This is a genomic window from Lentzea albidocapillata, from assembly GCF_000719115.1.
Taxonomy (GTDB): domain Bacteria; phylum Actinomycetota; class Actinomycetes; order Mycobacteriales; family Pseudonocardiaceae; genus Lentzea; species Lentzea albidocapillata.
Window position 1 is genome coordinate 588,066 of record NZ_JOEA01000014.1, and the last position, 21,526, is coordinate 609,591.

The 21,526-nt window shown below is 68.3% G+C and carries 27 protein-coding genes; 15 read left to right on the forward strand and 12 right to left on the reverse strand.

The window, feature by feature from the left end:
• Positions 1-46: 46 nt before the first annotated feature.
• Positions 47-271, reverse strand: coding sequence for a hypothetical protein (locus tag IG04_RS42850; protein WP_036015559.1), 225 nt, complete (start codon positions 269-271; stop codon positions 47-49).
• A 61-nt stretch (positions 272-332) separates the two neighbouring features.
• On the opposite strand from IG04_RS42850, the gene IG04_RS0124365 reads away from it, so the two are divergent.
• The 3 genes from IG04_RS0124365 to IG04_RS0124375 are packed head-to-tail and all read left to right on the forward strand — an operon-like array spanning position 333 to position 2,141.
• Positions 333-920: a TetR/AcrR family transcriptional regulator gene (locus tag IG04_RS0124365; RefSeq protein WP_030479022.1), complete on the forward strand. Its 588-nt coding sequence runs from the start codon at positions 333-335 to the stop codon at positions 918-920.
• A gap of 34 nt (positions 921-954) precedes the next feature.
• Positions 955-1,419, forward strand: coding sequence for a hypothetical protein (locus IG04_RS47720; RefSeq protein WP_030479023.1), 465 nt, complete (start codon positions 955-957; stop codon positions 1,417-1,419).
• Positions 1,416-2,141, forward strand: coding sequence for an alpha/beta fold hydrolase (locus tag IG04_RS0124375; RefSeq protein ID WP_030479024.1), 726 nt, complete (start codon positions 1,416-1,418; stop codon positions 2,139-2,141). Before IG04_RS47720 ends, IG04_RS0124375 begins: the two co-directional genes overlap by 4 nt.
• Here IG04_RS0124375 and IG04_RS0124380 read toward each other — a convergent pair.
• Entirely contained in the window at positions 2,111-2,710 is a 600-nt protein-coding gene (locus IG04_RS0124380; RefSeq protein ID WP_030479025.1) for a TetR/AcrR family transcriptional regulator, read from the reverse strand. The genes IG04_RS0124375 and IG04_RS0124380 overlap by 31 nt on opposite strands.
• Before the next feature lie 81 nt (positions 2,711-2,791).
• On the opposite strand from IG04_RS0124380, the gene IG04_RS0124385 reads away from it, so the two are divergent.
• Positions 2,792-3,736, forward strand: a complete 945-nt coding sequence (locus IG04_RS0124385; RefSeq protein WP_030479026.1) for a beta-ketoacyl-ACP synthase III — start codon at positions 2,792-2,794, stop codon at positions 3,734-3,736.
• A gap of 335 nt (positions 3,737-4,071) precedes the next feature.
• Here the strand turns inward: IG04_RS0124385 and IG04_RS0124390 are convergent, their stop codons facing one another.
• The 4 genes from IG04_RS0124390 to IG04_RS42855 form a co-directional block, all read right to left on the reverse strand.
• Positions 4,072-5,448, reverse strand: coding sequence for an NAD(P)/FAD-dependent oxidoreductase (locus tag IG04_RS0124390; protein WP_051770558.1), 1,377 nt, complete (start codon positions 5,446-5,448; stop codon positions 4,072-4,074).
• Entirely contained in the window at positions 5,445-6,287 is an 843-nt protein-coding gene (locus IG04_RS0124395) for a ferric reductase-like transmembrane domain-containing protein (protein ID WP_030479028.1), read from the reverse strand. Before IG04_RS0124395 ends, IG04_RS0124390 begins: the two co-directional genes overlap by 4 nt.
• Positions 6,288-6,465: 178 nt before the next feature.
• On the reverse strand, positions 6,466-7,182 hold the full coding sequence (locus IG04_RS0124400; RefSeq protein ID WP_051770559.1) for a DUF4142 domain-containing protein: 717 nt from the start codon (positions 7,180-7,182) through the stop codon (positions 6,466-6,468).
• 14 nt (positions 7,183-7,196) lie between these two features.
• Complete coding sequence (locus IG04_RS42855; RefSeq protein WP_051770561.1) at positions 7,197-7,709, reverse strand: hypothetical protein; 513 nt, start codon at positions 7,707-7,709, stop codon at positions 7,197-7,199.
• A 114-nt stretch (positions 7,710-7,823) separates the two neighbouring features.
• Between IG04_RS42855 and IG04_RS0124410 the strand changes: the two genes are divergently transcribed.
• From IG04_RS0124410 to IG04_RS0124425, 4 genes are all read left to right on the forward strand, one after another.
• Entirely contained in the window at positions 7,824-8,393 is a 570-nt protein-coding gene (locus IG04_RS0124410; RefSeq protein ID WP_030479030.1) for a sigma-70 family RNA polymerase sigma factor, read from the forward strand.
• Complete coding sequence (locus IG04_RS0124415; protein ID WP_030479031.1) at positions 8,390-9,133, forward strand: anti-sigma factor family protein; 744 nt, start codon at positions 8,390-8,392, stop codon at positions 9,131-9,133. Before IG04_RS0124410 ends, IG04_RS0124415 begins: the two co-directional genes overlap by 4 nt.
• 105 nt (positions 9,134-9,238) lie before the next feature.
• Complete coding sequence (locus IG04_RS0124420; protein ID WP_030479032.1) at positions 9,239-9,649, forward strand: hypothetical protein; 411 nt, start codon at positions 9,239-9,241, stop codon at positions 9,647-9,649.
• 28 nt (positions 9,650-9,677) lie between these two features.
• Positions 9,678-10,148: a YkvA family protein gene (locus tag IG04_RS0124425; protein WP_030479033.1), complete on the forward strand. Its 471-nt coding sequence runs from the start codon at positions 9,678-9,680 to the stop codon at positions 10,146-10,148.
• Here IG04_RS0124425 and IG04_RS0124430 read toward each other — a convergent pair.
• Positions 10,083-10,568 carry a GNAT family N-acetyltransferase gene (locus IG04_RS0124430; protein ID WP_211257810.1) on the reverse strand — a complete coding sequence of 162 codons (486 nt, stop codon included), beginning with the start codon at positions 10,566-10,568 and terminating at the stop codon, positions 10,083-10,085. The two genes, IG04_RS0124425 and IG04_RS0124430, sit on opposite strands and share 66 nt — an antisense overlap.
• A gap of 65 nt (positions 10,569-10,633) precedes the next feature.
• On the opposite strand from IG04_RS0124430, the gene IG04_RS0124435 reads away from it, so the two are divergent.
• The 3 genes from IG04_RS0124435 to IG04_RS0124445 are packed head-to-tail and all read left to right on the forward strand — an operon-like array spanning position 10,634 to position 13,718.
• On the forward strand, positions 10,634-11,779 hold the full coding sequence (locus IG04_RS0124435; protein ID WP_030479035.1) for a PP2C family protein-serine/threonine phosphatase: 1,146 nt from the start codon (positions 10,634-10,636) through the stop codon (positions 11,777-11,779).
• Entirely contained in the window at positions 11,776-13,281 is a 1,506-nt protein-coding gene (locus tag IG04_RS0124440) for a sensor histidine kinase (RefSeq protein ID WP_030479036.1), read from the forward strand. The genes IG04_RS0124435 and IG04_RS0124440 overlap by 4 nt, the downstream gene beginning before the upstream one ends.
• On the forward strand, positions 13,278-13,718 hold the full coding sequence (locus tag IG04_RS0124445; protein WP_030479037.1) for a response regulator: 441 nt from the start codon (positions 13,278-13,280) through the stop codon (positions 13,716-13,718). Before IG04_RS0124440 ends, IG04_RS0124445 begins: the two co-directional genes overlap by 4 nt.
• Here IG04_RS0124445 and IG04_RS0124450 read toward each other — a convergent pair.
• From IG04_RS0124450 to IG04_RS0124470, 5 genes are read right to left on the reverse strand one after another with little or no spacing between them, the layout of a single operon-like run.
• Positions 13,693-14,133 (reverse strand): ClpX C4-type zinc finger protein, encoded by a 441-nt coding sequence (locus IG04_RS0124450; RefSeq protein WP_030479038.1) that lies wholly within the window; start codon positions 14,131-14,133, stop codon positions 13,693-13,695. The two genes, IG04_RS0124445 and IG04_RS0124450, sit on opposite strands and share 26 nt — an antisense overlap.
• A 60-nt stretch (positions 14,134-14,193) precedes the next feature.
• Positions 14,194-14,343, reverse strand: a complete 150-nt coding sequence (locus tag IG04_RS46665) for a hypothetical protein (protein ID WP_157512986.1) — start codon at positions 14,341-14,343, stop codon at positions 14,194-14,196.
• Positions 14,340-15,065, reverse strand: a complete 726-nt coding sequence (locus IG04_RS0124460) for a lysophospholipid acyltransferase family protein (RefSeq protein ID WP_245816060.1) — start codon at positions 15,063-15,065, stop codon at positions 14,340-14,342. The genes IG04_RS46665 and IG04_RS0124460 overlap by 4 nt, the downstream gene beginning before the upstream one ends.
• The gene (locus IG04_RS0124465; RefSeq protein WP_030479040.1) at positions 15,062-16,051 is read right to left on the reverse strand and encodes an MBL fold metallo-hydrolase; all 990 of its coding nucleotides are present in this window, start codon (positions 16,049-16,051) and stop codon (positions 15,062-15,064) included. Before IG04_RS0124465 ends, IG04_RS0124460 begins: the two co-directional genes overlap by 4 nt.
• Before the next feature lie 35 nt (positions 16,052-16,086).
• A complete protein-coding gene (locus IG04_RS0124470; RefSeq protein WP_036015738.1) occupies positions 16,087-16,356 on the reverse strand; it encodes a GNAT family N-acetyltransferase in 270 nt (89 codons plus the stop codon).
• A gap of 38 nt (positions 16,357-16,394) precedes the next feature.
• On the opposite strand from IG04_RS0124470, the gene IG04_RS0124475 reads away from it, so the two are divergent.
• The 4 genes from IG04_RS0124475 (at position 16,395) to IG04_RS0124490 (ending at position 21,396) form a co-directional block, all read left to right on the forward strand.
• Positions 16,395-17,372, forward strand: coding sequence for an LLM class flavin-dependent oxidoreductase (locus tag IG04_RS0124475; protein WP_051770565.1), 978 nt, complete (start codon positions 16,395-16,397; stop codon positions 17,370-17,372).
• 46 nt (positions 17,373-17,418) lie between these two features.
• A complete protein-coding gene (locus tag IG04_RS0124480) occupies positions 17,419-17,904 on the forward strand; it encodes a hypothetical protein (protein WP_030479043.1) in 486 nt (161 codons plus the stop codon).
• Between the two features lie 293 nt (positions 17,905-18,197).
• Positions 18,198-18,884 carry an ABC transporter ATP-binding protein gene (locus IG04_RS0124485; protein ID WP_248782533.1) on the forward strand — a complete coding sequence of 229 codons (687 nt, stop codon included), beginning with the start codon at positions 18,198-18,200 and terminating at the stop codon, positions 18,882-18,884.
• Positions 18,877-21,396 (forward strand): ABC transporter permease, encoded by a 2,520-nt coding sequence (locus tag IG04_RS0124490; protein WP_030479045.1) that lies wholly within the window; start codon positions 18,877-18,879, stop codon positions 21,394-21,396. The genes IG04_RS0124485 and IG04_RS0124490 overlap by 8 nt, the downstream gene beginning before the upstream one ends.
• Positions 21,397-21,526 lie beyond the last annotated feature (130 nt).

Sequence of the window (21,526 nt, forward strand, 5' to 3'; positions counted from 1 at the left end):
AACGAGTTCAACGGAAACTCGTCCTGCGCTGAAACGACCCACCTGCTCACGGGTTAGGAGGGTCGCCTGGCGAGGGGGCCTGCGGGGTACGCCGGGCCTGCGCGTGGACCTCGACGTTCGTCCTGTGCACGACCGGATCCCAGATCTCCTCGAACGGCGCCATGAGCGACTGCCCGCTGCCGGTGCGGCGGGCCCGCACGGCGTACCAGGTGAATCCGGCCAGGGTGAGCGGCACGCTCCCCAACGCGGCCACGCCGAACAGGAGGTCCATGTGCCCGACTGTACAGTGACACGACGTTTCCAGAAACGATGTGTTACTGAATGGGCGAGTGATGATCAGGCTGACACGGGCCGAACAGCAGGTACGGACCCATGAGCACCTGCTGCGCGCCGGCCACGAGGTGTTCCTGCGCCGAGGTTTCCTCGGGGCGACGGTCGAGGAGATCGCCGCCGAGGCCGGCTACACCCGCGGCGCGGTCTACAAGCACTTCGGCGGCAAGGAAGGACTCTGGCTGGCGATCGTCGAGGCTGACGCGGGAACCCATCTGCAGGGCCTGCGCAGCGCACTCAAACAAGCAGCCTGCCGCGACGACGTGATCGCGATTCTCAGCGGCGTGACGGACGAAGAGGCTGCGAAGTGGACCACGGTCGCCGCCGAGGTGCTCGCCGCGACGGCGCAGCAGCCCGAGATCGCGGCTCAGATCGCCGCCCTCCAGCAACGTCACGACGACCAGGTCGTCGCCCTGCTGGCCGAGCACCTGCAGCGCCTGGGACTTGAACCCACGATGCCGTTGCCACAACTCGTCGTCATGATCGGAGCACTGGGAATCGGACTGGCCCTGCGGCAGGTGGTCGTCAAGGGCGCGGACTCGCGCGCCGTCCTCGTTCACGTGCTGGAGGCAATGCTCCCCACTACTTGACAGCAGACGTCAAGTACTTGCTATCGTCTGTCAAGTGGCGACCACCTCGGAACACGTGGACCTGCGCGACGACCTGATCCGGCTCGTCACGAGCCGGCTGCTCGACCCGCTGGAAATCCTTATGCCGCAGGCCGATCTAGCCGGCCTGCGGTCCTCCGTGGGGGCCGACGCCGAGATGTGGGCGGCCCAGCTGCTCGGGCCCGACGACGCTCTCGCCCGGCAGGTGGCCATCCGCCTGATGTCCGTGCTCTACCCCGGCGACACCCCGTTCGACCCGCCCGAGAGCTGGTGGGCGACACCGCTGGGCCGCGTCGCCGCACGCCGCGCCGGCCATCCGAGCAGGGACCACGTCTCCCTCGGCGTAGCCGGGGCGATGCTCGGCATCACCCGCCAGGGCGTGCACGACCTCGTGAACCGCAACAAGTTGCTGCGCCACCCCGACGGCGGCGTCACCGTCGACTCGATCCGCGCCCGTCTCGGCCTGAGGAGAGAACAGTGAAGCTCGCGGCGACCGACTTCGGCGGCGACGGACAGCCGTTCCTGCTGCTGCACGGCCTGGGTGGCGACCGGTCCGTCTGGCAGGCGCTCGCACCGCGACTGGACGGGCGCGCGGTGGCGGTCGACCTGCGTGGGCACGGCGAATCCGGTGACGGCCCGTGGGACTGGGAGGCGGTGCTCGACGACCTGGACGACACCGCTGTCCACTTCGGACTGGAAGATCCCGTCGTCGTCGGACATTCGCTGGGCGGCATCCTTGCGGGCATGTGGACGTTGCGGCATCCGTCGTGCCCGGCGGCGGTGAGTCTGGACGGACATCGTTCCGCCACCACGGATCCGGCGAACTACGCGGGACTTGCCGAGGACGCGGTGACCGAGGGCCTGGCGCGGCTGAACGCGATGTTCACCGCCCAGCTGGAGATGGTCGCGCGGCCGGACCGCTCGATCACGTCGGTCCTGCGGACGTCACCCGAGTTCCTGGACGCCCTGCCGATCTTCGTGAAGGTGGCGGGCCCGTTCCTGCTGGTGCTCGCCACCCGCAACCTGCCGGTGCCGCCCGATCTCCTGCCGTTGATGGACGCCCACCGCGCGGGACTGCGCCGCGACCTGCCCCCGAACGTGCGGGTGCACGAGATCGACGCGACGCACGGCATGGTGTCCGAACGACCGGCAGAGATCGCCGAGATCGTGAATCACTTCGTGAGCAACCGCTTCAACGCCTGACGGGCCCGGCGCGGCGCCGCGCTGTCGTGCTCCAGCTGCAGGAAGTGGTTGAGCGCCAGCATGACCCCGAGGATCTCGTAGATCAGCTGCTCGACGTCCGTGTCCGGCTTCAGTTCTCCGTCGCTCACCGCACGCCGGATGTGGATCCGCAGATCCCTGCGCCACAACGCGTTCATGCCGGCCAGCGCGTCCCGCACCCGCCCGCTGCGCCCGTCGAACTCGGCCGTGGCGGCGGTGAAGAAGCATCCGCCGGGCAGCACCTCGCGTTCGAGGTAGGACACCCAGGCCTCGCAGACGTCGATCAGGCGCGGCAGCCCGGACGGCATCTGCTTCACCTTGCGCGGCACCTCCCGCAGGAAGACCTCCGCGGCCTGGTCGACCACCGCGAGTTGCAGGGCCTCCTTGGTGCCGAAGTGCCCGAGCAGCCCGGCCTTGCTCATCCCCAGCTCCGCCGCCAACCGGCCGATCGTCAGCCCTTCGAGCCCCTCCGCGGAGGCGATGGCGAGGCTCCGGTCGAGGATGCGCTGCCGTGTCTCCAGGGTGTCGGCGACAGATCTGCGCGGGCTCATCTTTGTAGTTTACGTCTCTTTAGCTACCGACCGATCGGTTGCTATATTCGCCGGGTCGCCCTGGCCGAAGGAGAGTTCACCTTGTCCGGATCCCGTGTCGTCGCGCTCGGCCACCACCAGCCCGAACGAGTGCTGACCAACGCCGACCTGGAAAAGATGGTGGACACCAACGACGAGTGGATCCGCCAGCGCACCGGCATCTCCACCCGCCGCATCGCGGCTCCGACGGAAACCGTGGCCGACATGGCCTCCGAAGCGGGCGCGAAGGCACTGGCCGCCTCCGGCCTGGCCCCGTCCGACATCGGCCAGGTCATCGTCGCGACCTGCTCGGCCATCGACCGCAGCCCCTCGACCGCGGCCAGGGTGGCAGCGCGCCTGTCGATCCCCTCTGCGGTCGTCTTCGACCTGAACAACGCCTGCGCCGGCTTCTGCACAGCCCTCGCCACGGCCGACCACACCATCCGGGCCGGTGCCGCCCAGCACGCCCTGGTGATCGGCGCCGAGAAGATGTCCGACCTCGTCGACTGGACCGACCGCTCCTCCTGCATCCTGCTCGGCGACGGCGCCGGAGCGGCCGTGGTCAGCGCCTCCCCGGAAGCCCAGATCGGCCCGGCCACCTGGGGCTCGGACCCGACGCGCGCCAACGCCGTCCGCCTCGTCGACGACTGGCAGCCGCGCTTCGCACAGGAAGGCCAGGCCGTCTTCCGCTGGGCCACCAGCGAACTCCCCGCCATCGCCGCACAGGCCTGCGCACGAGCAGGCATCGAGGTCACCGACCTCGCCGCCGTCGTCACGCACCAGGCCAACCTGCGGATCATCGAGGCGATGACGAAGCGACTCGGCCTGCGGGACGACGTGGTGATCGCGCGCGACGTCGTGGAGTCCGGCAACACCTCCGCCGCCTCGGTACCTCTGGCTTTGTCCAAGATGGCCGAGCGCGGGGAACTTCCGTCCGGCCGGCCCGTCCTGCTGTTCGCCTTCGGTGGCGGGCTGTCGTGGGCGGGCCAGGTGATCACCGCCCCGTAGGGCCGAGCTTGTGTCGCGCGGCAGGCGAAGGCGGCGATGACCGGCACCGGCCCGGTACTGCCTGAGGGACCACCCTCGCAAGGTGACGTGACCGCATCGGCGACCACCCCGCTGGAACGTGACATGCCCCAGAAATAGGCCGGTGTGGCGACTCGGGAGCCCTCCGAGCCGCCACACCGTTGGTGACGCGCGAGAGGAAGGTTCAGGCTGCCGGCGCGGGAACGAGCGCATCGCCGCGTGACGTCATCGGTCCGCCACCTGGCCACGCGGGCGACGTCGGAGTTCGCCGTTCCCGCTTGCCCTGTACCGGCAACCTGAAATCCTCCACTACCTGGTTAGGGCCTCGCGCGTCCTCCGCCCACTCGCACCATCTCCGGCCTCGATCGCGAATGCCTCCGCCGCTGCAATGGCGGCGACATCGACGACGAGACGGACGGGGGAACGGATGATGCGTGGGCGGCGACCGGTTCGGGAACAGGGATCATGGTGGTCGGGAGGACTTCCGGTGCCTCGGCCGCAGCGGGCTCCGGTTGCGTCCACACTGGAACGTTCGTCTCGACCGTGTTCTGCCGGAAGAGTTCCGGGGTCTCGGTGATGATCTTGCCCGGCGATTCCAGGCCCACGATGCCGACGAGCTTGCCGTTGGCGATGAAACCGGTGAGTCCGTTCACGTCGGTGGTGTCGGTGCCCAAGACGGGCAGGCCCGCGCCCTGCACGCGCATGCCGTACTGCTCGGTCCAGAAACGCGGGACCGGGGTGTAGGTCTTGGCGTGGTTGCGGCCCACCAGGAGGTTCTCGGCCGCGGCGCGGCCTCCCTCGACGGCGTTGAGCCAGTGCTCGACCCTGCGCACGACGCCGTTGAAGCGCATGTTGGGCCAGCGGGCCACGTCACCGCAGGCGACGAGGTTCTCGGCGCCGACCACGTGGTTCGTGGAGTCGCACAGCACGCCGTCGGAGATGTCGAGGCCGGAGCCGCGCAGCCAGTCGACGGCCGGGGAGGCGCCGACGGCCAGCACGACGCACGAGGCGAAGAAGACCTGGCCGTCCGAAAGGTGAATGCCGATGCCGCCCGGCTGGCGCACCCAGTGCTTGATGCCGACGCCGGTGGCCAGGCGCACGCCGTGCTCGACGTGCGCCTCGGTGATCTTCTTGCCGATGTCGTCACCGACAACACCGCCCAGCAACGCGGGCGAGCGCACGATCAGGGCGACGTCGCGGCCCATGTGACGGATCGAACACGCGAGCTCGCAGCCGATGAACCCTCCGCCGATGACGGCGACGAGGCCCTGCGACTGACGGATGTTCCTGCGGATCGCGACCGCGTCGTCCAGCGTCCGCAGCACGTGCACCCGCGGGTCGTGGCGCGGAGCCCCGCCCATCGCCCTGGCGTCGACGCCGGTGGCGATGATCATGCCGTCGTACTTGATCTCCTCGCCGCCGGGCACCCAGACGGACTGCTTCTGGGGGTCCAGGTGCAGTGCCGGGGAGTTCAGCCGCCACTCGGCGTCGAGGTCACCCGAGAACGACAGCAACGAGTCGTCCGGGGTCCACTCACCGGTGATGATCTGCTTCGACAGGCATGGGCGGTGGTACGGGAGGTGCCGCTCGGCGGACAGGATGGTGATCTGCCCGTCGAAACCCATCTCCCGCAGCCGTTCCGCGGAACGGACTCCACCGAGTCCACCGCCGACGACCACGATCCGTTCGCTCACTTCACTCGCTCCCTGATCTCGATCGCGCGCATCGGGCACGCGCGGGCTGCCGACCTGGCCTGAGCGAAGTGCTCCTCGGGCGGGCGTCGGTTGTAGGTCAGGCGGTTGTCTTCGATCAACTGGAAAACATCCGGGGCCTCCGCCTGGCAGGTGCCGTAGCGGTGGCACTTCTCGTTGTTGACGCTCACGTCCATCGCGTCGCCCTCGCCGACACCGGGTTCCTTGCCGCGCTCCGGCTCCAGCATGCCGATCCGAATCAGCATCGCCGGCGGCATGAACCGCGCCACTGCGACGGTCACCGTGGGAACGAGGACGGTGAGGCCCGCGAGCCACAGAATCGACAGGTTGTCGTTCGCGATGGCGCCGAACCAGGAGTGCACCACGGTCAGTGTCACCGCGACGTACGCGATCTGGTGCAGCCGCAGCCACTTCCGGTAGAAGAGGCGGTGGCGCAGGCTCGCGGTGATGGCGATGGCCACCATCATCTCCAGTCCGAGGATACCGAGACCGTGGCGGAAGAGTCCGCCGTCGACAATCGGTATCACGAGCCTCACGAAGTTGAACACGGGGAACTCGGGTGTGTCGAACCTCAGCAGCGTGAAGGCGACCCCGTGCAGCCCGCCGAACGCGATCGCGAGAGTAGCGAGCACCATGTGCCCGTTCTTCAGGCCTTCCCTGCCTGTGAGCTTCTCGGCCCACCCCGTCGCGATCAGGACGCCCCAGAAGAGCGTCGCGCACATCAGTACGTAAGCCAGCCTGGCGGAGATCTGGGTCATCTTCTTGATCCCCGAGTCGAACTCGGAGATCTGCGCCACCAGGAGCGGAGTCTGGCTGAACAATCGGTCCTCCGGAAATCACGGCCATGGCGAGCGTTGTCGCGGGAACCCGCCCGGTCTCGACGTGCAGGAGTGGACAGAGGCCGGGGCCGGGCGGGTGGGGAACAGGTCCGCGTTGGAGTGCCTTGGTTCCTGGCCTCACCTCCTCACCGAGTTGGGGGTTGTGCATCAGGCCTGGAGGTCACGTCGCCAGCCGTCGCGGACGGAGTGCCCGGAGAACGGCGATCGTGGTCGCGATACCCGCGAACGACACCACGAGCGCCACGAGCATCCCCGGGCCGCCCTGCGAGGTGTCGACGGATGCGCTGACGATGCCTGTCGCGGGAACCGGAAGCGCGCGACCGACGTCGCTCACCATTCCGGTACTCTCCAACAGGGTCATGTGCTTCATCACGACCGAGCTCGATATCTGCGCGAACGGCCTGATGAGGTCGTTGGCCGTGTTCGAGCGGACGACGGCGATGAACTGGAACACCTGGCCGTGTGCGGAGCGCAGCCGGTCGGCCCATCTGCGGTCGAACTCGGCGCCGGTCAGTCCTTCCAGCTCTTTCATCCAGGTCTGTTGCCCCGGCGTGGGCAGGCCGGGCAGTGGCATGCCGAAGTCCGCGGCGAGCTTGTTCGCCGCCTGGTCCAGCATCATGTGGTCGAGCATCAGCTGGCGGCCGACGACCTTCACGCGATCGCTCTGCGCGTTCGTCTGGGCCAGCTCGCCCATCGGCATCTCCCACAACCCCGCCTGCTTCACCTTGATGATCAGGTCGCGGTCGGCCTGCGAGAACGGGCCGGTGGGAGTGTCCACGGTCGGGTTGTTCTCCTGCGGCTGGGCCAGTGCGGCGGAGGGACCTCCCAGCACCAGGCACAGCGTGGCGATGACAGTGAAAAGGGCTCTGTTGTTCATCGTGGATGGTCGTCCTACTCGCTCTTGCCCGGCACACCGGGCATGCCCGCCGCGGGCGAGGCCTTCTGTCCGGTCGGGCCGGTCGCGAACCACTTGCCGCCGCTGCCCTGGCCCTTCATGTCGCCGGGCGCCTTGTCCTCGGCGAAGGTGTACTGCGGGAACCCGCCGATGGTGAGCTGCCTGGTGCGATCCGACCTGATCAGCGTGCCGAGCACCAGCGGGTCCACACCGGCTGTCATGGGCAGGACGTCCGCGGGCACGGGCCGCCACCTCACCGCACACTCGCCGTTGCAGCTGGATCTCCGCAGCTTCGGCTCGTCGTCGTCGAACCGGTACATGGTGAGTCCGTCCCCGTTCATCAGGTACCAGCCGTTCTGCGGAGACTCCACGATCGCGATCATCGACTTCGCGTCCGGCACGCTGTTCGCGGCATCTTTCTGCTCCTTCTCCGGAACCGGGCCGGCTGTCGGCGCGCAGGCGGACAGCGCCAGTGCCGCAACCGCGATGACGGCTAGGGCAGGTCGCATCAGCAGGTCCTCTCTCGGCTTTGGTACCGAGTAGTACGGACACGATCCGGCAACGGTTCACGAACTTCGTGAGGAATATTTGCCTCTCGACTTCCGCCGCTTGATGGGGCAAGGATGTCCCCCGTGGCGCGGCATAGACGTCAACGTGAGTTAGACGAACAATCACCAAGACCGGGGTCTCTCGAGGAAGAGTTGATCCGTCGGCTGTACGAGGAATTCGGGAGTGCCCTGCTGGGACACTGCATGAGGTTGACGGGCCATGATCGTCAGTGGGCCGAGGACATCGTGCAGGAAACCCTGGTAAGGGCATGGCGCAATGCCGAGAAACTCGAGCGTGACCCCGTGCTCTTGCGGTCGTGGTTGTTCACGGTGGCAAGGCGGTTGGTCATTGACGACAGACGTAAGAGAAGCGTCCGTCCGCAGGAGTTCGAACTGACCCCTTCGGACGAGTCGCCCTCGCGTGGCGAAGAGGATCGCACCCTCGCGGCGATCGTCGTGGCGGAGGCGATGAACGGTCTCTCCGAGGAACACAGGGAGGCTATTCTCGAGACATATCTGCGGGACCGCACTGTCGGTGAGGCCGCGGCTGCACTGGGTGTGCCGCCGGGAACGGTCAAGTCGAGGGTGTACTACGCGCTCCGTGCGTTGCGGCGTGCGTTGCACGATCGGGGAGAGACGCGGTGACAACGGCACCAGATCACCTCGACGTCGCCGCCTACGTACTCGGCATCCTCGATGCCGATGAGGTGGAGGCGTTCGAGAACCACCTGACCGAGTGTCGGCGGTGTGCTCTTGACCTGCGCGACTTCGCGGTGGTGCCGGACCTCATCGACGAGGCCGACGCCGGCGGGATGCTGCGCGGAACGGCTCCGGAACGCCCCGACGGCAAGTCGGTGCGGGTCATGCTCGACGCCGTCGCGGCGCGCAGGAAGCGCCGACGGTGGTTCGTCGCCCAGGGCGTCGCGGCCGCCGCCGCCGGCGTCGTGGCGGTGACCGCGGTGGTCACGACTCTGGTCGTGCGCGGTGGCAACGACGGCTCGAACCAGGCAGCGCCCCAGAACCCCGGCACCTCGACGTCGCAGACGAGGGTGGCGAACAACTCCAACGACACGTCGATGGAGGTCAGGCACCAGGACCCGAACAGCGGCGTCGGCACGAAGATCACCGCGTCCGACACCCCGTCGGGGACCGCGATGGACATCGAGGTCACCGGCATGTCCGGCCCCAGCAGGGGTTCGCTCGTCGCCGTGGGCCGCGCGGGCCGCGTGGCGCAGGTCACGTCCTGGTACGCCCCGGAACCGGTGGCAGGCGACAAGAAGACCATCAAGCTGGCCGCGAACGTGGCCATGCGGTGGCACGAGATCGCGACGTTCCGCATCGTCGACGAGAACGGGAAGACCCTGCTCGAAGTCGTTGCTTCCTGACGTTTCGCGACACCAGCCCACTGCCCCCGCGGGATCCGTGAGATCCTGTGGGGGCAGTTGTCGTTTCGCAGGGATTTTCGCAGAAGTTCGGGGAAGGCTGGCTACGTGGCGATAGGCCCGTCAGCGGTCGAGCGCTGGCTCGATCTGTCCACAGAGGAGCTGCGCGCTCAGGTCACGCGGCTCGTGTCCGCCCGGCTACCGGGTGATCACGCGGTGTGGCAGGCGATCCGGCGTCATCAGGCTCTGGTTCCGCGCATCCGCGGTGTCCTCTCCGGACTCGCGGCCACCTCGGCCGGCAGCAAGGACGAGGCCATGCAGAGGGTCTGGATCTCCGCGGCGCGCGCTGCTCTGGACCAGCCCTTCACGCCTCCGGTGAAGGCCGTGCGCAAGCCTGTGGTCGAAGAGGTTCCCGCCGAGGAACCCGAACCTGCGATCGAGCTCAGGGAACCCGAGCCCGCCCAGCAGAGGCAGCCGCACAAAGCCATTCCGTCGATGCTCTTCCAGGAGCCGAGCTAGTGCCGCGACCACACCACTAGGGAGCCAGATGGTCGTCTTCGGATCGTTCATCTCGCTGTCGGGTCTGCTGATCCTGTTGTTCCGCAACGCCCCGATGGGCGGGCTCAGCCCGGCGGTCGTCGGCTGGGTGCTGATCCCGCTCGGGCTGGTGTTCGCGGGGCTGGGTGTGCTGCGCAACCGCCGCAAGCGCGCGCAGAACGGTCCCGGCCCGGTCGGGAACCCGATCGCGCGCGCGAAGGCGTTGCCGCGGCTGTGGAAGACCTGGCGGGGCGGCAAGTACCCGGAGCTGCCGCGCAGCCAGGTCATGATGTGGGCGGTGGCGCTGCTCTACCTCGTGTCGCCGATCGACGTCCTGCCGGAGTTCCTTCCGGTGATCGGGGTGACCGACGACGCGGGTGTCCTCGTGTGGCTGCTCAGCAGTCTCTCGATGGCCTCAGGCTCGTACCTGCGCTGGGAGAAGGATCATCGCGACACGGGTCGCGGGATCGAGGCCCCGTGAGGCCTCCTCGCGCATGATCCCGGCCAGGCCGGGCGAAGCGTCCGCCACGGCGCGGAACCCGAGGCGCTCGTAGTACGGCGCGTTCCACGGCACGTCGCGGAACGCCGTCAGCGTCACAGCGCGCTCGGAGCGGGCGACGTGCTCGATCAGCGCGGCGCCGATCCCCTGGCGCGCGTGCGAGGGGTGCACGCTGACCTGGTGGACGTGCGTCGCGCCGTCGACGTCACCGACCGCGATGAACGCGACGGGCACGCCTTCCGCGCCGATGGCGACCCAGACCTCGTTCTCGGCGAGGTCCGCCAGGGCCATCGGGGCGTCGTCGGCGATCTCGGGCATCCCGATGTCGCGAAACGGTTCTCCGGAGGCGTTCTCGATCTCCTGGAGGTACGGCAGTTCGGCTGGTTGGGCGAGACGGATCAACACGTCCGCAATCCTGGTAGGTCGGACGCGAGCGGCGCACCCGAATAACGTTAAAGTCCGACCTGATGCGAACGAAGACAGTGCGCGTCCTCCTGGTCGAGGACGACGATGGCGACGCCCTCCTGGTCGAGGCGCTGCTCGAAGAAGCGAGCGCGCCTTTCATCCTGGCGCGCGCCCACACGCTCGCGGAGGCGGAAAGCCTGCTCCCCGACGCCGAGTGCGTGCTGCTCGACCTGGGACTACCCGACTCACAGGGGCTCGACGGCCTGCACCGGCTGCTGGCCAAACCGGACGCGCCGGCGATCCTGGTGCTGACCGGGCACGACGACGAACGTGAGGGCATCTCCGCGGTCGCCGCAGGCGCCGAGGACTTCCTGATCAAGGGCAAGGTCGACGGCGAACTGCTGCTGCGCGGCGTCCGGTACGCGGTCGAACGCCGCCGCGCCGACCACGCCCAGTTCCAGCTGCGCGAGGCCAAGCTCCTGGCGGCCGAACGGAGCAGGCTCGAACGCGGTCTGCTGCCTCCCGCGCTGCTGCAGAACTCGGACGTGAACCTGGAGGTCCGCTACCAGCCCGGCGGCCAGCGGATGCTGCTCGGCGGCGACTTCTACGACGCGGTCGGCCTGCCGGACGGCACCGTGCACGCGATCATCGGCGACGTCTGCGGCCACGGCCCGGACGAGGCCGCGCTGGGCGTCTGCCTGCGGATCGCGTGGCGCGCGCTGGTCCTCTCCGGGGCACCGGCGGAGAAGGTGCTGCGGACGCTCGACCAGGTGCTGGTCGCGGAACGGCACGGTGAGGGCATCTTCACCACGGCGTGCATGGTCACCGTGGCGCCGGACCGCCGCTCGGCGCGCTACTTCCTCGCCGGGCACCCCGAGCCGCTGCTGATGGTCGGCAGGCAGATCGTGGACCTGCCGCCGTCGAAGATCGGTGTGCCGCTCGGCGTGCTGCCCGACTACGCGTGGACCGGGGTGGACGTGCCGCTGCCGTCCGGCTGGTCCCTCGCCTGCTACACGGATGGACTGATCGAGGGCCGGGTACCTGACGACGTCGACCGGCTCGGTGTCGAGCGCCTCTGCGAGATCCTGGCCAGGCATCTGCGGGACGGCTCCGACTGGATGGACTCGGTCATCGCGGAGGTGACGGAGCTGAACGGCGGGCCACTTGACGACGACGTGGCCGTCCTGCTGCTGAAGGACGGCAAGTGAACCTGCCGCAAAGGCTTCCGGCGAGCAGGCTGCTGGGCGTCATCGTGGCGATCCTGCTGGCCATGACCGCGGTGGCGATCTCGTCCACGGTCGTCGCCCTCGACGCGCTGAGCGACAGGCGGGCGCAGTCGGTCGACCGGATCGAGCCCGCCGGGCGCCTCGTGAACGAACTGAACCGCTCGCTGCTGGACCAGGAGACCGGCGTGCGCGGGTTCGTCCTCACCGGCCAGGAGGACTTCCTCACGCCGTACCTCGACGGCCAGAAGGCCGAGACCGAGGCCGCCGGAAGCGTGCGCGACCTCGTCAGCGACGTCAACGGCCGGGTGAACCGCATCGAGGACCTCGCGCGGCAATGGCGTTCGGAGTACGCGGACCCGACGGTCGCCGGGATCAAGCAGACCGGCCCCGGCACCGCGGGGGACATCGAGCGCGGCAAAGTGCTGTTCGACCAGCTCCGCGCCGAGGTGTCGGCGCTGCGCACCGACATCGGCGGGCTCGCCCGGCAGGCTCGCGAGGACCTGGACGACGTGACGAACGTCGTGCTGTGGCTGGTGATCGGCATGGGCGTGCTGCTGGTTGTGGCGATCGGCGGGCTGTCGGTGTTGTTGCACCGCCTGCTGGTCGCGCCGCTGGCGAACCTCGCCGCGCACACCCGGCAGGTGGCGTCCGGCGACTTCGAGCACGAGATCGACGCGGACGGTCCACTCGAGACCGTGATGCTCGGCGAGGACGTGAACGCCATGCGCCGCCGGATCGTGCAGGAGCTCGCGTTGCTGGACCAGCGATCGGCCGAGCTGCAGAGCTCGAACGCCGAGCTGGAGCAGTTCGCCTACGTGGCCTCGCACGACCTGCAGGAACCGCTGCGCAAGGTCGCGTCGTTCTGCCAGCTGCTGCAACGGCGGTACGGCGGCCAGCTCGACGAGCGCGCCGACCAGTACATCGAGTTCGCCGTGGACGGCGCGAAACGCATGCAGGGCCTGATCAACGACCTGCTGGCGTTCTCCCGCGTCGGCCGGATCACCCGCGAACGCACCATGATCGACCTGGACGAGCTGGTCAGCCAGGTCGTCGGGAACTTCTCCGATCGCGTCGAGGAGACCGGCGCCACCATCGTCGTGGGCGAGCTGCCCTCCGTGCGAGGTGAGCCGACTCTGCTCAGCGCGGTCTTCCAGAACCTGATAAGCAATGCGCTGAAGTTCAAGGGGCCGTCGGCCCCGAGGATCACGATCGGCGCCGAACGCGACGGCGAACTGTGGAAGTTCTCCGTCCAGGACAACGGCATCGGGATCGAGCCGGAGTACAGCGAACGGATCTTCGTCATCTTCCAGCGCCTGCACCCGAAGGACGCCTATCCGGGCACCGGGATCGGCCTGGCGATGTGCCGCAAGATCGTCGAGTACCACGGTGGCACCATCTGGCTGAAGACCGATGTGGACTCCGGCACCGAGTTCGAGTTCACCCTGCCCGTCGCCGCAGAAGACCTGGTTGAGGTAACCGCATGACTGAAGCACACCTGAACGTGATCGACGTTCTGCTCGTGGAGGACGACCCGGGCGACGCGCTGATGACGCAGGAGGCGTTCGAGCACCACAAGATCCGCAACGTTCTGCACGTGGTGAAGGACGGCGTGGAGGCGCTGGAGTTCCTGCGCCGCGAGGGCCAGTACGAGGACGCGCCGCGGCCGGGCCTGATCCTGCTCGACCTCAACCTGCCCCGCAAGGACGGCCGCGAGGTGCTGAGCGAGGTGAAGAACGACCCCGAGCTGCGCTCGATCCCCGTCGTCGTGCTGACGACCTCGGAGGCCGAGGAGGACATCCTGCGCAGCTACAGCCTCTACGCCAACGCGTACGTGACCAAGCCGGTGGACTTCGACAGGTTCATCGAGGTCGTCCGCCAGATCGACGACTTCTTCGTCACCGTAGTGAAGCTGCCCCGCTGATCACGGCGGCGCTGAAGTCCAGGCAGGAACGGCAGATCCTGGCGTCCGTCCCCTCGTGGACGGGCTTGGTCTCACTGCAGAACGAGCAGTCGCCGGTCTCGCCGGTCCGGGCCTCGGCGACGCACAGGTCGCAGATCAGCGCGGCCGGTCCGGCCATCAGCTTGCCGACGTCGCCGGCGCCACGCCCGCAGAACCAGCACCGTTCGGTCCGCTTGGACTGCTCCACGATCTGATGCACGCGCTGGTGGCTGATCTGCAGCGCCTCCGCGATCTCGCGCATCGACCCACCGGCACGGTGCAGCCGCAGCACGGTGTGGTGGTAGACGGCCTTGGCGATGTCGGCCTGGTTCTGGGCGGCGGCGGACGCGGTGCCCGCCTTCCGTGCCGCCACCAGCAGTTCCTCGTCCAGAGTCATGCCGTCTACCGTAGCTAGACGCGTCTATGGTGTCTAGACGCGTCTAGGTGTCGTAGACGCTCAGTCCACGCTCCGCACGATCACAGGTTCCTCGTCGGCCTGCACGACCCACTCCTGGGGCTCGCGCGGCTCAGGAACGACCGGCGCCCAGATCCCCGACCCACCGGGACGGCGCTCCCTGCGCAACTCGAATTCCTCTCGCGTGCTCATGCACTCTGGCTACCCGCCTGAGCCGAACGTATGCCTGACAGCATCGTCGTGATGGCCGCCATGACCCGCCGGGTGGCCTCGGCCAGCACTTCGGCGGTGAGTTCGCGGTCGTACAGGTCGGAGAGGTCGACCGGAGCGCCCGCGACCACCTCGATCTTCTTGCGCGGCAGCAACCTCGGCAGGATCTTGCCCCTGGGCAGCAGGTCCTGCGTGCCCCACTCGGCGACGGGGACGACCGGCACGCGGGACTCCAGCGCCATCCGCGCGACACCGGACTTGCCCTTCATCGGCCAGTTCTCCGGATCGTCGGTGAAGGTGCCCTCGGGGAACACCATCACGCACGCGCCGTCGCGCAGCGCCTCGACAGCGGGCCTGAGCGCCTCTGAGGCCTTCACCGTGCCGCGTTCGACCGGGATGTGACCTCCGGAGCGCATGACCCAGCCGAAGACCGGCATGCGCCACAGGGAGGCCTTCGCGAGCACGCGCGGCACCCGGTTCGACATCAGCGCGAACACCACGGCCGCCACGGTGTCCGCGTTGGACAGGTGGTTGAACGCGAGGATCACGCCGCCGTTGCCCGGCACGTGCTGCTTGCCGCGCACCCTGAGCCGCACGAACAGCACGACCACGGGCCACAGGACGTCGATCGCCAGCGAGAACCAGAAGCCTCTGCCCCTGCGGGGCATCTTCCAGGTCCAGGCGGCCAGTTCGCGCGGTGTCACGCGTGGTATTCGAGCACGCCGGCGTTCGAGGTTCGGGTCAATTCGCCACGTTCGACCAGAACGTCGAGGTGCGCGGCCGTCTCACCGATGGCCAGCACCTGGTTGAACATGTCGAGATCGTCGAACCGGCGCTGGCGGCGCGTCCAGCCGATCTTGCGGGCGGTCTCGAACGCGCTGCCCGAGACAGCTCTGAGGATCTCCTCCAGGCGCTGCTCGTGGAACTGCAGCAGCTCGTCGACGCGGGCGTGCGAGCTGTCGGTCACGGGGCCGTGCGCGGGCAGCAGCTTGAGGTCCGGCAGCTGCCGGGTGAGCCGCAGCGACGTCATGTAGTCGCCCAGCGGCAGTTCGGGCCGCAGCGGCTCGAAGCCGATCGACGGCGTGATGTGCGGGAGCACGTGGTCGCCGGAGAACAGCACCTTCGCGGTGTGGTCGACGAACACGACGTGACCGCGGGTGTGGCCGGGCGTCGGGACGATCTCCAGCTCGCGGTGCTCGAGGCCGACGGTGCTGCGGACGAGCCACTCGTCGGGCTCCTCGTAGTCACGCAGCGCCTCGCCCCGGTCGACGTGGTGCATGATCTTGATCCACGTCTCGGCCAGCTCGCTCGCGCCCCACTTGCGCAGGTCGTCGACGTGCTGGTCGTCCTGGCCGTGCAGCATGTGCCGCAGCGACGGCTGTTCGCCCAGCCCCAGCCCGATCTTGCTGCCGAACGTCCTGCGCAGCGACACGGCCATCGTGAAGTGGTCTCGGTGCACGTGCGTGATGAGGAACCGCTTGATGTCCTCGAAGCCCTTGTTCAGGGTGCCCAGGGCCGCTTCGAGCTGGTCGCGCGCCTCGTCCAGCGCCCAGCCCGAGTCGACCATGACCAGGCCGTCGCCGTCCTCGATCGCGTAGACGTTGACCGCGCGCAGGCCGTCGTTCGGCAGCGGCAGCGGAATCCGGTGCACACCTGGTGCGACCTCGAACGCGCCCGGCTCACTCCACACGCTACGCCCACCTCATTGTTAGCGCTCGCAACTATCTACCGGACGGTAACACGGTATTCCGGGTGCTTGTCGATGTACTTCGCGACAAACGGGCACAGCGGGGAAATCTTGACATCCCTCGCCATGACGTCGTCCAGCGCGTACTTCGCGAGCTGGGCTCCGAGGCCCTGACCGGCGTAGGCCTCGTCGACCTCGGTGTGCACGAACGCGAGGACGCCGGCGACGTCGCGGTACTCCAGGAAGCCGGCGAGCTTGCCGTCGACGTGGACCTCGTAGCGGCTCTCGGCCTCATTGTTAGTGACCATGTCAACCATCTTGCCCCGGAAGATGGAAAATGGCGCGCATGGACGTCTACCTCCTGATCCTGGGTGACCACCTGCCCAACCCGTGCACCGGGCAGGAGGTCCCCCAGGCCGACCGGCTGCGGGCGATGGTCGAGCAGGCGGTGGTCGCCGAGGAGTCGGGGTTCACGGGCGTCGCGATCGGCGAGCACCACTTCACCCGCTACATCGTGTCCGCGCCCGAACTGCTGCTGGCGGCGGTGGCGGCGCGGACGAGCACCCTGCGGCTCTCGACCGGCGTGACGCTGCTGGCCCACCGCGACCCGGTGCTGGTGGCCGAGTCGCTGGCGACGCTGGACGTGCTGTCGAACGGGCGGGCCGAGCTCATCGTGGCGCGTGGGGTGGACCAGCAGACCGACGCGGCGTTCGGCGTGCAGCCGGGCGAGTTGCGGGCGCGGTTCGAGGAGCACCTGCGGTTGCTCCTCAAGCTGCTTCAGGAGCCGTCGGTGAGCTGGGACGGGCGGTTCCGCGGTCAGCTGAGCGACGTGACGACGACGCCGCGGCCGGTGCAGACGCCACGGCCGACGGTGTGGATCGGGTCAGGGTCGGCGGTGTCGGCGGACCTGGGCGCCGAACTGGAGATGCCACTGATGCTGCCGTCGACGTTGCGCGATCCGTCGATCTACCTCGAAGTGGTCCAGCGGTACCGCGAGCGCTTCCCCGCCGGACGCGTCGGCGTGCCCAGTCACGTCTTCGTGGCGCGGGAGGACGCGCGGGAGCGCTGGCGGCCGCACCTCGCCGAGTACGCGCGGTTCGCGGACCCGTGGCGGGGGAACGGCGACATCGACGCCGACGCGATCATGGACGGTGCGGCGGTGTGCGGGACGCCGGAGGAGGTGGCGGCACGGCTGAACGCGCTGGCGGAGCACCTGTCGATCGACACGCACCTGGTGATGGTGGACATCGGCGGCATGCCGCACGAATCGGTCGTCGAGACGATCCGCCTCTTCGGCGCCGAGGTGCTTCCGAAACTTGTTTAACGCAAGCGCCGCAACGGGTTAACACTCGGCGAGCAGAATGAACGGTGTGGGCATCACCGTCATCGGCATCACGCATCCTGGGCAGGCCGGGGCACTCCCCGGCGGCACGAACGTGCTGGTGCTGGCCGACGACGGCACGTACGCCGACGAGTTCCTCGACACCGACTTCGGTGCGCACCAGCTGGTGGTGCGCGCTCACGGGCGTGGGTCAGCGTTCTTCGGGGTGGCGGACAAAGCCCGTGAGTTGGGAGCGGAGCGGATCCTCTTCGGTGGCACGTACGACATCGCCGCCTCTCTGGCCACCGGAGAGGACCCCGTGCTCGTCCTCGGCGTGCGCCCGCCGGGCGGCCCGATCGCGTTCAACGCGGCGTTCGGCGAGTGGCTGGCCCGCTGGCCGAGGCCCGCGAGCGCCTATCGCGGCGACGTGGACCACTGGCTGGCCGAGAACGCGTTGCGCGAAGGCCTCCGGGTGGAACTGGTTTCATGGCCGATGGAACCGATCGTCCCCATGCGACGGAAGTTGACGGCCTAGTCATCCGAAGGCTGAAGACACTGTGCCATCGGTGAAATATCGTTCTTCTCGCAACCGCGCGATAGTGCGCACGCACCGCAGTTGAGGGGTTTCTCAGCGTGTCCGCCTGGGGGTTGGGGCACGCTGATTCAGGGTTCATCTCAGGGGAGAACCTGACCCTGCAGTGCGGTGCCTTCGCGGAAGATGGTGCGCACAAGAGAGCCACAGAGGGGAACAGACGAGTGAGCGCGTCCGATGGAGTCGCGGCCAGAGCCGTCGACGTTTGGAAGTCTTATGGGTCCGGCGACGCTGCCGTGACCGCGCTCGCGGGGGTGAGCGTCGACCTGGACAAGTCCAGGTTCACCGCGATCATGGGCCCGTCGGGGTCGGGCAAGTCGACGTTGATGCACTGCCTCGCAGGGCTCGACGACGTCACCAGCGGTGAGGTGTGGGTCGGTGACACGTTGGTCACCGGGTTGAAGGACCGCGGGCTGACGGAGCTGCGGCGGGACAAGGTCGGTTTCATCTTCCAGCAGTTCAACCTGCTGCCGACGCTGACCGCCGAGGAGAACATCACGCTGCCGCTCGCGATCGGCGGCAAGAAGATCGACAGGGCCTGGTTCGACGTCGTGGTCGACACGGTGGGTCTGAGGGACAGGCTGACCCACCGGCCGACGCAGCTGTCGGGTGGCCAGCAGCAGCGCGTTGCTTGTGCGCGCGCTCTGGTGTCGCGCCCTGATGTCGTGTTCGCGGACGAGCCGACCGGCAACCTGGACTCGCAGTCCGGTGCCGAGGTGCTCGGGTTCCTGCAGCGGTCCGCCCGCGAGTTCGGGCAGACGATTGTGATGGTCACGCACGACCCGAACGCGGCGTCGTACGCCGACCGTGTCATCTTCCTCAAGGACGGCCACATCGTCCGCGAGCTGCTGTCGCCGTCGGCCGAAGAGGTCCTCGACACGATGAAGCACCTCGACTCTGTTGTCGCGGTGCCGCATGTTTAAGGCGACTCTCAAGAGCTTGCTGTCGCGCAAGCTCCGGCTGGTGCTGTCCGCGCTCGCGGTGGTGCTGGGCGTGATGTTCGTGTCCGGTTCGTTCGTGCTGACCGACACGCTCCAGCGGTCGTTCACCGACCTGTTCTCGTCGGCCTACGCCAATGTGGACGTTTCGGTGACGCCGAAGGCGGAGAAGGGCAAGCAGCCCGAACCGCTGACGCCGCAGGCGATCTCGGACGTGAAGTCGGTGGCGGGCGTGGCGTCGGCCGTCGGTGACGTGCAGGGGTCCGCGCGGCCGATCGGCAAGAACGGCAAGGTCATCACCACGTCGGGCTCGCCGCGGTTCGGCTTCAACTGGACCGGCACCGGCCTGGAGAAGATCCGCGACGGCAAGGCCCCAGCCGGCGAGAACGAGGTCGCCGTCGGCGGTTACCTCGCGACGACCGGTGGTTTCAAGGTGGGCGACGACATCGCGTTGCTGACGATGGAGCCCAAGAAGACCTTCAAGATCACCGGCATCTACGAGTACGCGGGCGGCCGTGACTCTCTGGGCGGCGAGCTGTCGGTGGCGTTCACCGAGCCGGTCGCGCAACAGTTGTTGCTGGGCAAGAAGGACGTGTTCTCCGGCATCACCGTCACGGCGTCCCAGGGCACCACGGACGACGCGCTGCGTGACGCCGTCGCGGCGAAGCTGGGCTCCGGCTACGACGTCAAGACCGGTGCGGTGCTGGCGAAGGAGCAGGCCGACCAGATCAACGAGGGCCTGAAGTTCTTCAACTACGTGCTGCTCGGGTTCGCCGGCATCGCGTTGTTCGTCGGCATCTTCATCATCCTCAACACGTTCTCCATCATCGTCGCCCAGCGCACCAGGGAACTGGCGCTGCTGCGGTCGATGGGCGCCTCACGCGGCCAGGTCATCGGGTCCGTGGTGCTGGAGGCGTTGGTGATCGGCCTGATCGCGTCGATCGTCGGTCTCGGGGCCGGTATCGGCATCGGCGCGCTGCTGGCGAATATCTTCAGCTCGGTGGGCGGCACCGACCTGCAGCTCGCGAGCATCGGTGTGCCGATGTCGGCGATCATCTCGTCGTTCGCGGTGGGCATGATCGTCACCGTGGTCGCGGCCGTCATGCCGGCGCTGCGGGCGTCGCGGATCGCGCCGGTCGCGGCGATGCGCGAGGCGGCCACGCCGGACCGGCCGCTCACGAAGATCACGATCACCGGTGCCCTGGTGGCCGCCGCGGGTGGCACGTCGCTGGCGTTCGGCTTCAACCAGGCCTCGCTGCCGTTGATCTTCGGCGGCATCCTGGTGGCGTTCGTCGGTGTCGCGCTGCTGACGCCGATCCTGTCCAAGCCGATGGTGTCGCTGATCGGCCGCCTGCTGTCGTGGTCGATGCCCGGCCTGCTGGGCCGCCGCAACTCCGCGCGCAACCCGCGCCGCACCGCCATCACCGCGGCCGCGCTGATGGTCGGCATCTCGCTGATCACCGGCGTGAGCGTGGTGCTGACGTCGGCGACCAAGTCGATCGAGAAGCTGGCCTCCGGTCAGCTGCAGACCGACCTGATCGTCTCCGGCGAGGGCCAGATGGAGGGCGAGCCCGCGACGTTCAGGCGGGACGTCCTGACGAAGATCGAGAAGACCGACGGCGTCAAGTCGGCGGTCGGCTGGTCGCAGGACGGCGTGCTCGAGGGCGAGAACCAGCTGTTCGCGGTCGGCGTCACGGACATGCCCGCGATGGCGACGATGTTCGCCTTGAAGCCGAAGTCCGGCACCATCGCGCCGCTGAAGGACGACCAGCTCGCGCTGCCGGAGGAGCTGGCGGCCGAGAAGGGCTGGTCGGTGGGCAGCAAGGTCACGCTGCAACTGGCCAAGGGTGAGCCGAAGACCTACACGATCGGCTTCATCTGGGTGAAGTCGCAGGTGTTGCAGGGCGCGCTGGTGCTGCCGGAGTCGGCTTCCGCGAACTTCCGGTCCGACCAGATCGCCCAGGCGTTCGTCCAGGTAGCACCGGGCGTGTCCGCGGCAGACGTGCAGAAGCGCGTCGAACCGCTGTTCGCGGACAACCCGGAGATCACCGTCCAGGACCGCAGCGCGTTCGTGAAGCAGACGACCTCGCAGTTCGACACGGTCCTGCTGATGATCCAGATCCTGCTGGCGCTGGCGATCCTGATCGCCGTCCTCGGCGTCATCAACACCCTGGCGTTGTCGGTGATCGAGCGGACCCGCGAGCTGGGTCTGCTGCGGGCCATTGGCATGCGGCGCGCGCAGGTGATGCGGATGATCACCGTCGAGTCGGTGGTGATCTCGGTGTTCGGCGCGGTGCTCGGCCTCGCGGTCGGTCTCGCCCTGGGAATCGCGACCGTGCAGGCGCTGAAGGACCAGGGCATCTCCGAGATCGGGCTGCCCTGGATGACCATGGTCCAGTACCTGGTGGTGGCGGCGTTCGTCGGCGTGATCGCGGCGATCCTGCCCGCGATCAGGGCCGCGCGTCTGAACGTGCTGGACGCGATCGCCTACGAGTAAGCAGAAAGAAGGGGCTGTGCCACGCCGTCGCGTTGTGGCACAGCCCCTTCTTCATGCGTGCGGGCAGATCAGCAGTGCTGTGCACACCGCCGCGTTGTGGTTGTGGTTGTGGTTGTGGTTGTGGCACAGC

Coding starts and splice junctions, on each gene's coding strand:
- IG04_RS42855 (WP_051770561.1), bottom strand. CDS start 7,709: ATGCGACCTGCCCTAGCCGTCATCGCGGTTGCGGCACTGGCGCTGTCC.
- IG04_RS0124475 (WP_051770565.1), top strand. CDS start 16,395: ATGGACGTCTACCTCCTGATCCTGGGTGACCACCTGCCCAACCCGTGC.
- IG04_RS0124365 (WP_030479022.1), top strand. CDS start 333: ATGATCAGGCTGACACGGGCCGAACAGCAGGTACGGACCCATGAGCAC.
- IG04_RS46665 (WP_157512986.1), bottom strand. CDS start 14,343: ATGAGCACGCGAGAGGAATTCGAGTTGCGCAGGGAGCGCCGTCCCGGT.
- IG04_RS0124380 (WP_030479025.1), bottom strand. CDS start 2,710: ATGAGCCCGCGCAGATCTGTCGCCGACACCCTGGAGACACGGCAGCGC.
- IG04_RS0124400 (WP_051770559.1), bottom strand. CDS start 7,182: ATGAACAACAGAGCCCTTTTCACTGTCATCGCCACGCTGTGCCTGGTG.
- IG04_RS42850 (WP_036015559.1), bottom strand. CDS start 271: ATGGACCTCCTGTTCGGCGTGGCCGCGTTGGGGAGCGTGCCGCTCACC.
- IG04_RS0124410 (WP_030479030.1), top strand. CDS start 7,824: ATGTCCCCCGTGGCGCGGCATAGACGTCAACGTGAGTTAGACGAACAA.
- IG04_RS0124435 (WP_030479035.1), top strand. CDS start 10,634: ATGCGAACGAAGACAGTGCGCGTCCTCCTGGTCGAGGACGACGATGGC.
- IG04_RS0124470 (WP_036015738.1), bottom strand. CDS start 16,356: ATGGTCACTAACAATGAGGCCGAGAGCCGCTACGAGGTCCACGTCGAC.
- IG04_RS0124490 (WP_030479045.1), top strand. CDS start 18,877: ATGTTTAAGGCGACTCTCAAGAGCTTGCTGTCGCGCAAGCTCCGGCTG.
- IG04_RS0124445 (WP_030479037.1), top strand. CDS start 13,278: ATGACTGAAGCACACCTGAACGTGATCGACGTTCTGCTCGTGGAGGAC.
- IG04_RS0124425 (WP_030479033.1), top strand. CDS start 9,678: ATGGTCGTCTTCGGATCGTTCATCTCGCTGTCGGGTCTGCTGATCCTG.
- IG04_RS0124450 (WP_030479038.1), bottom strand. CDS start 14,133: ATGACTCTGGACGAGGAACTGCTGGTGGCGGCACGGAAGGCGGGCACC.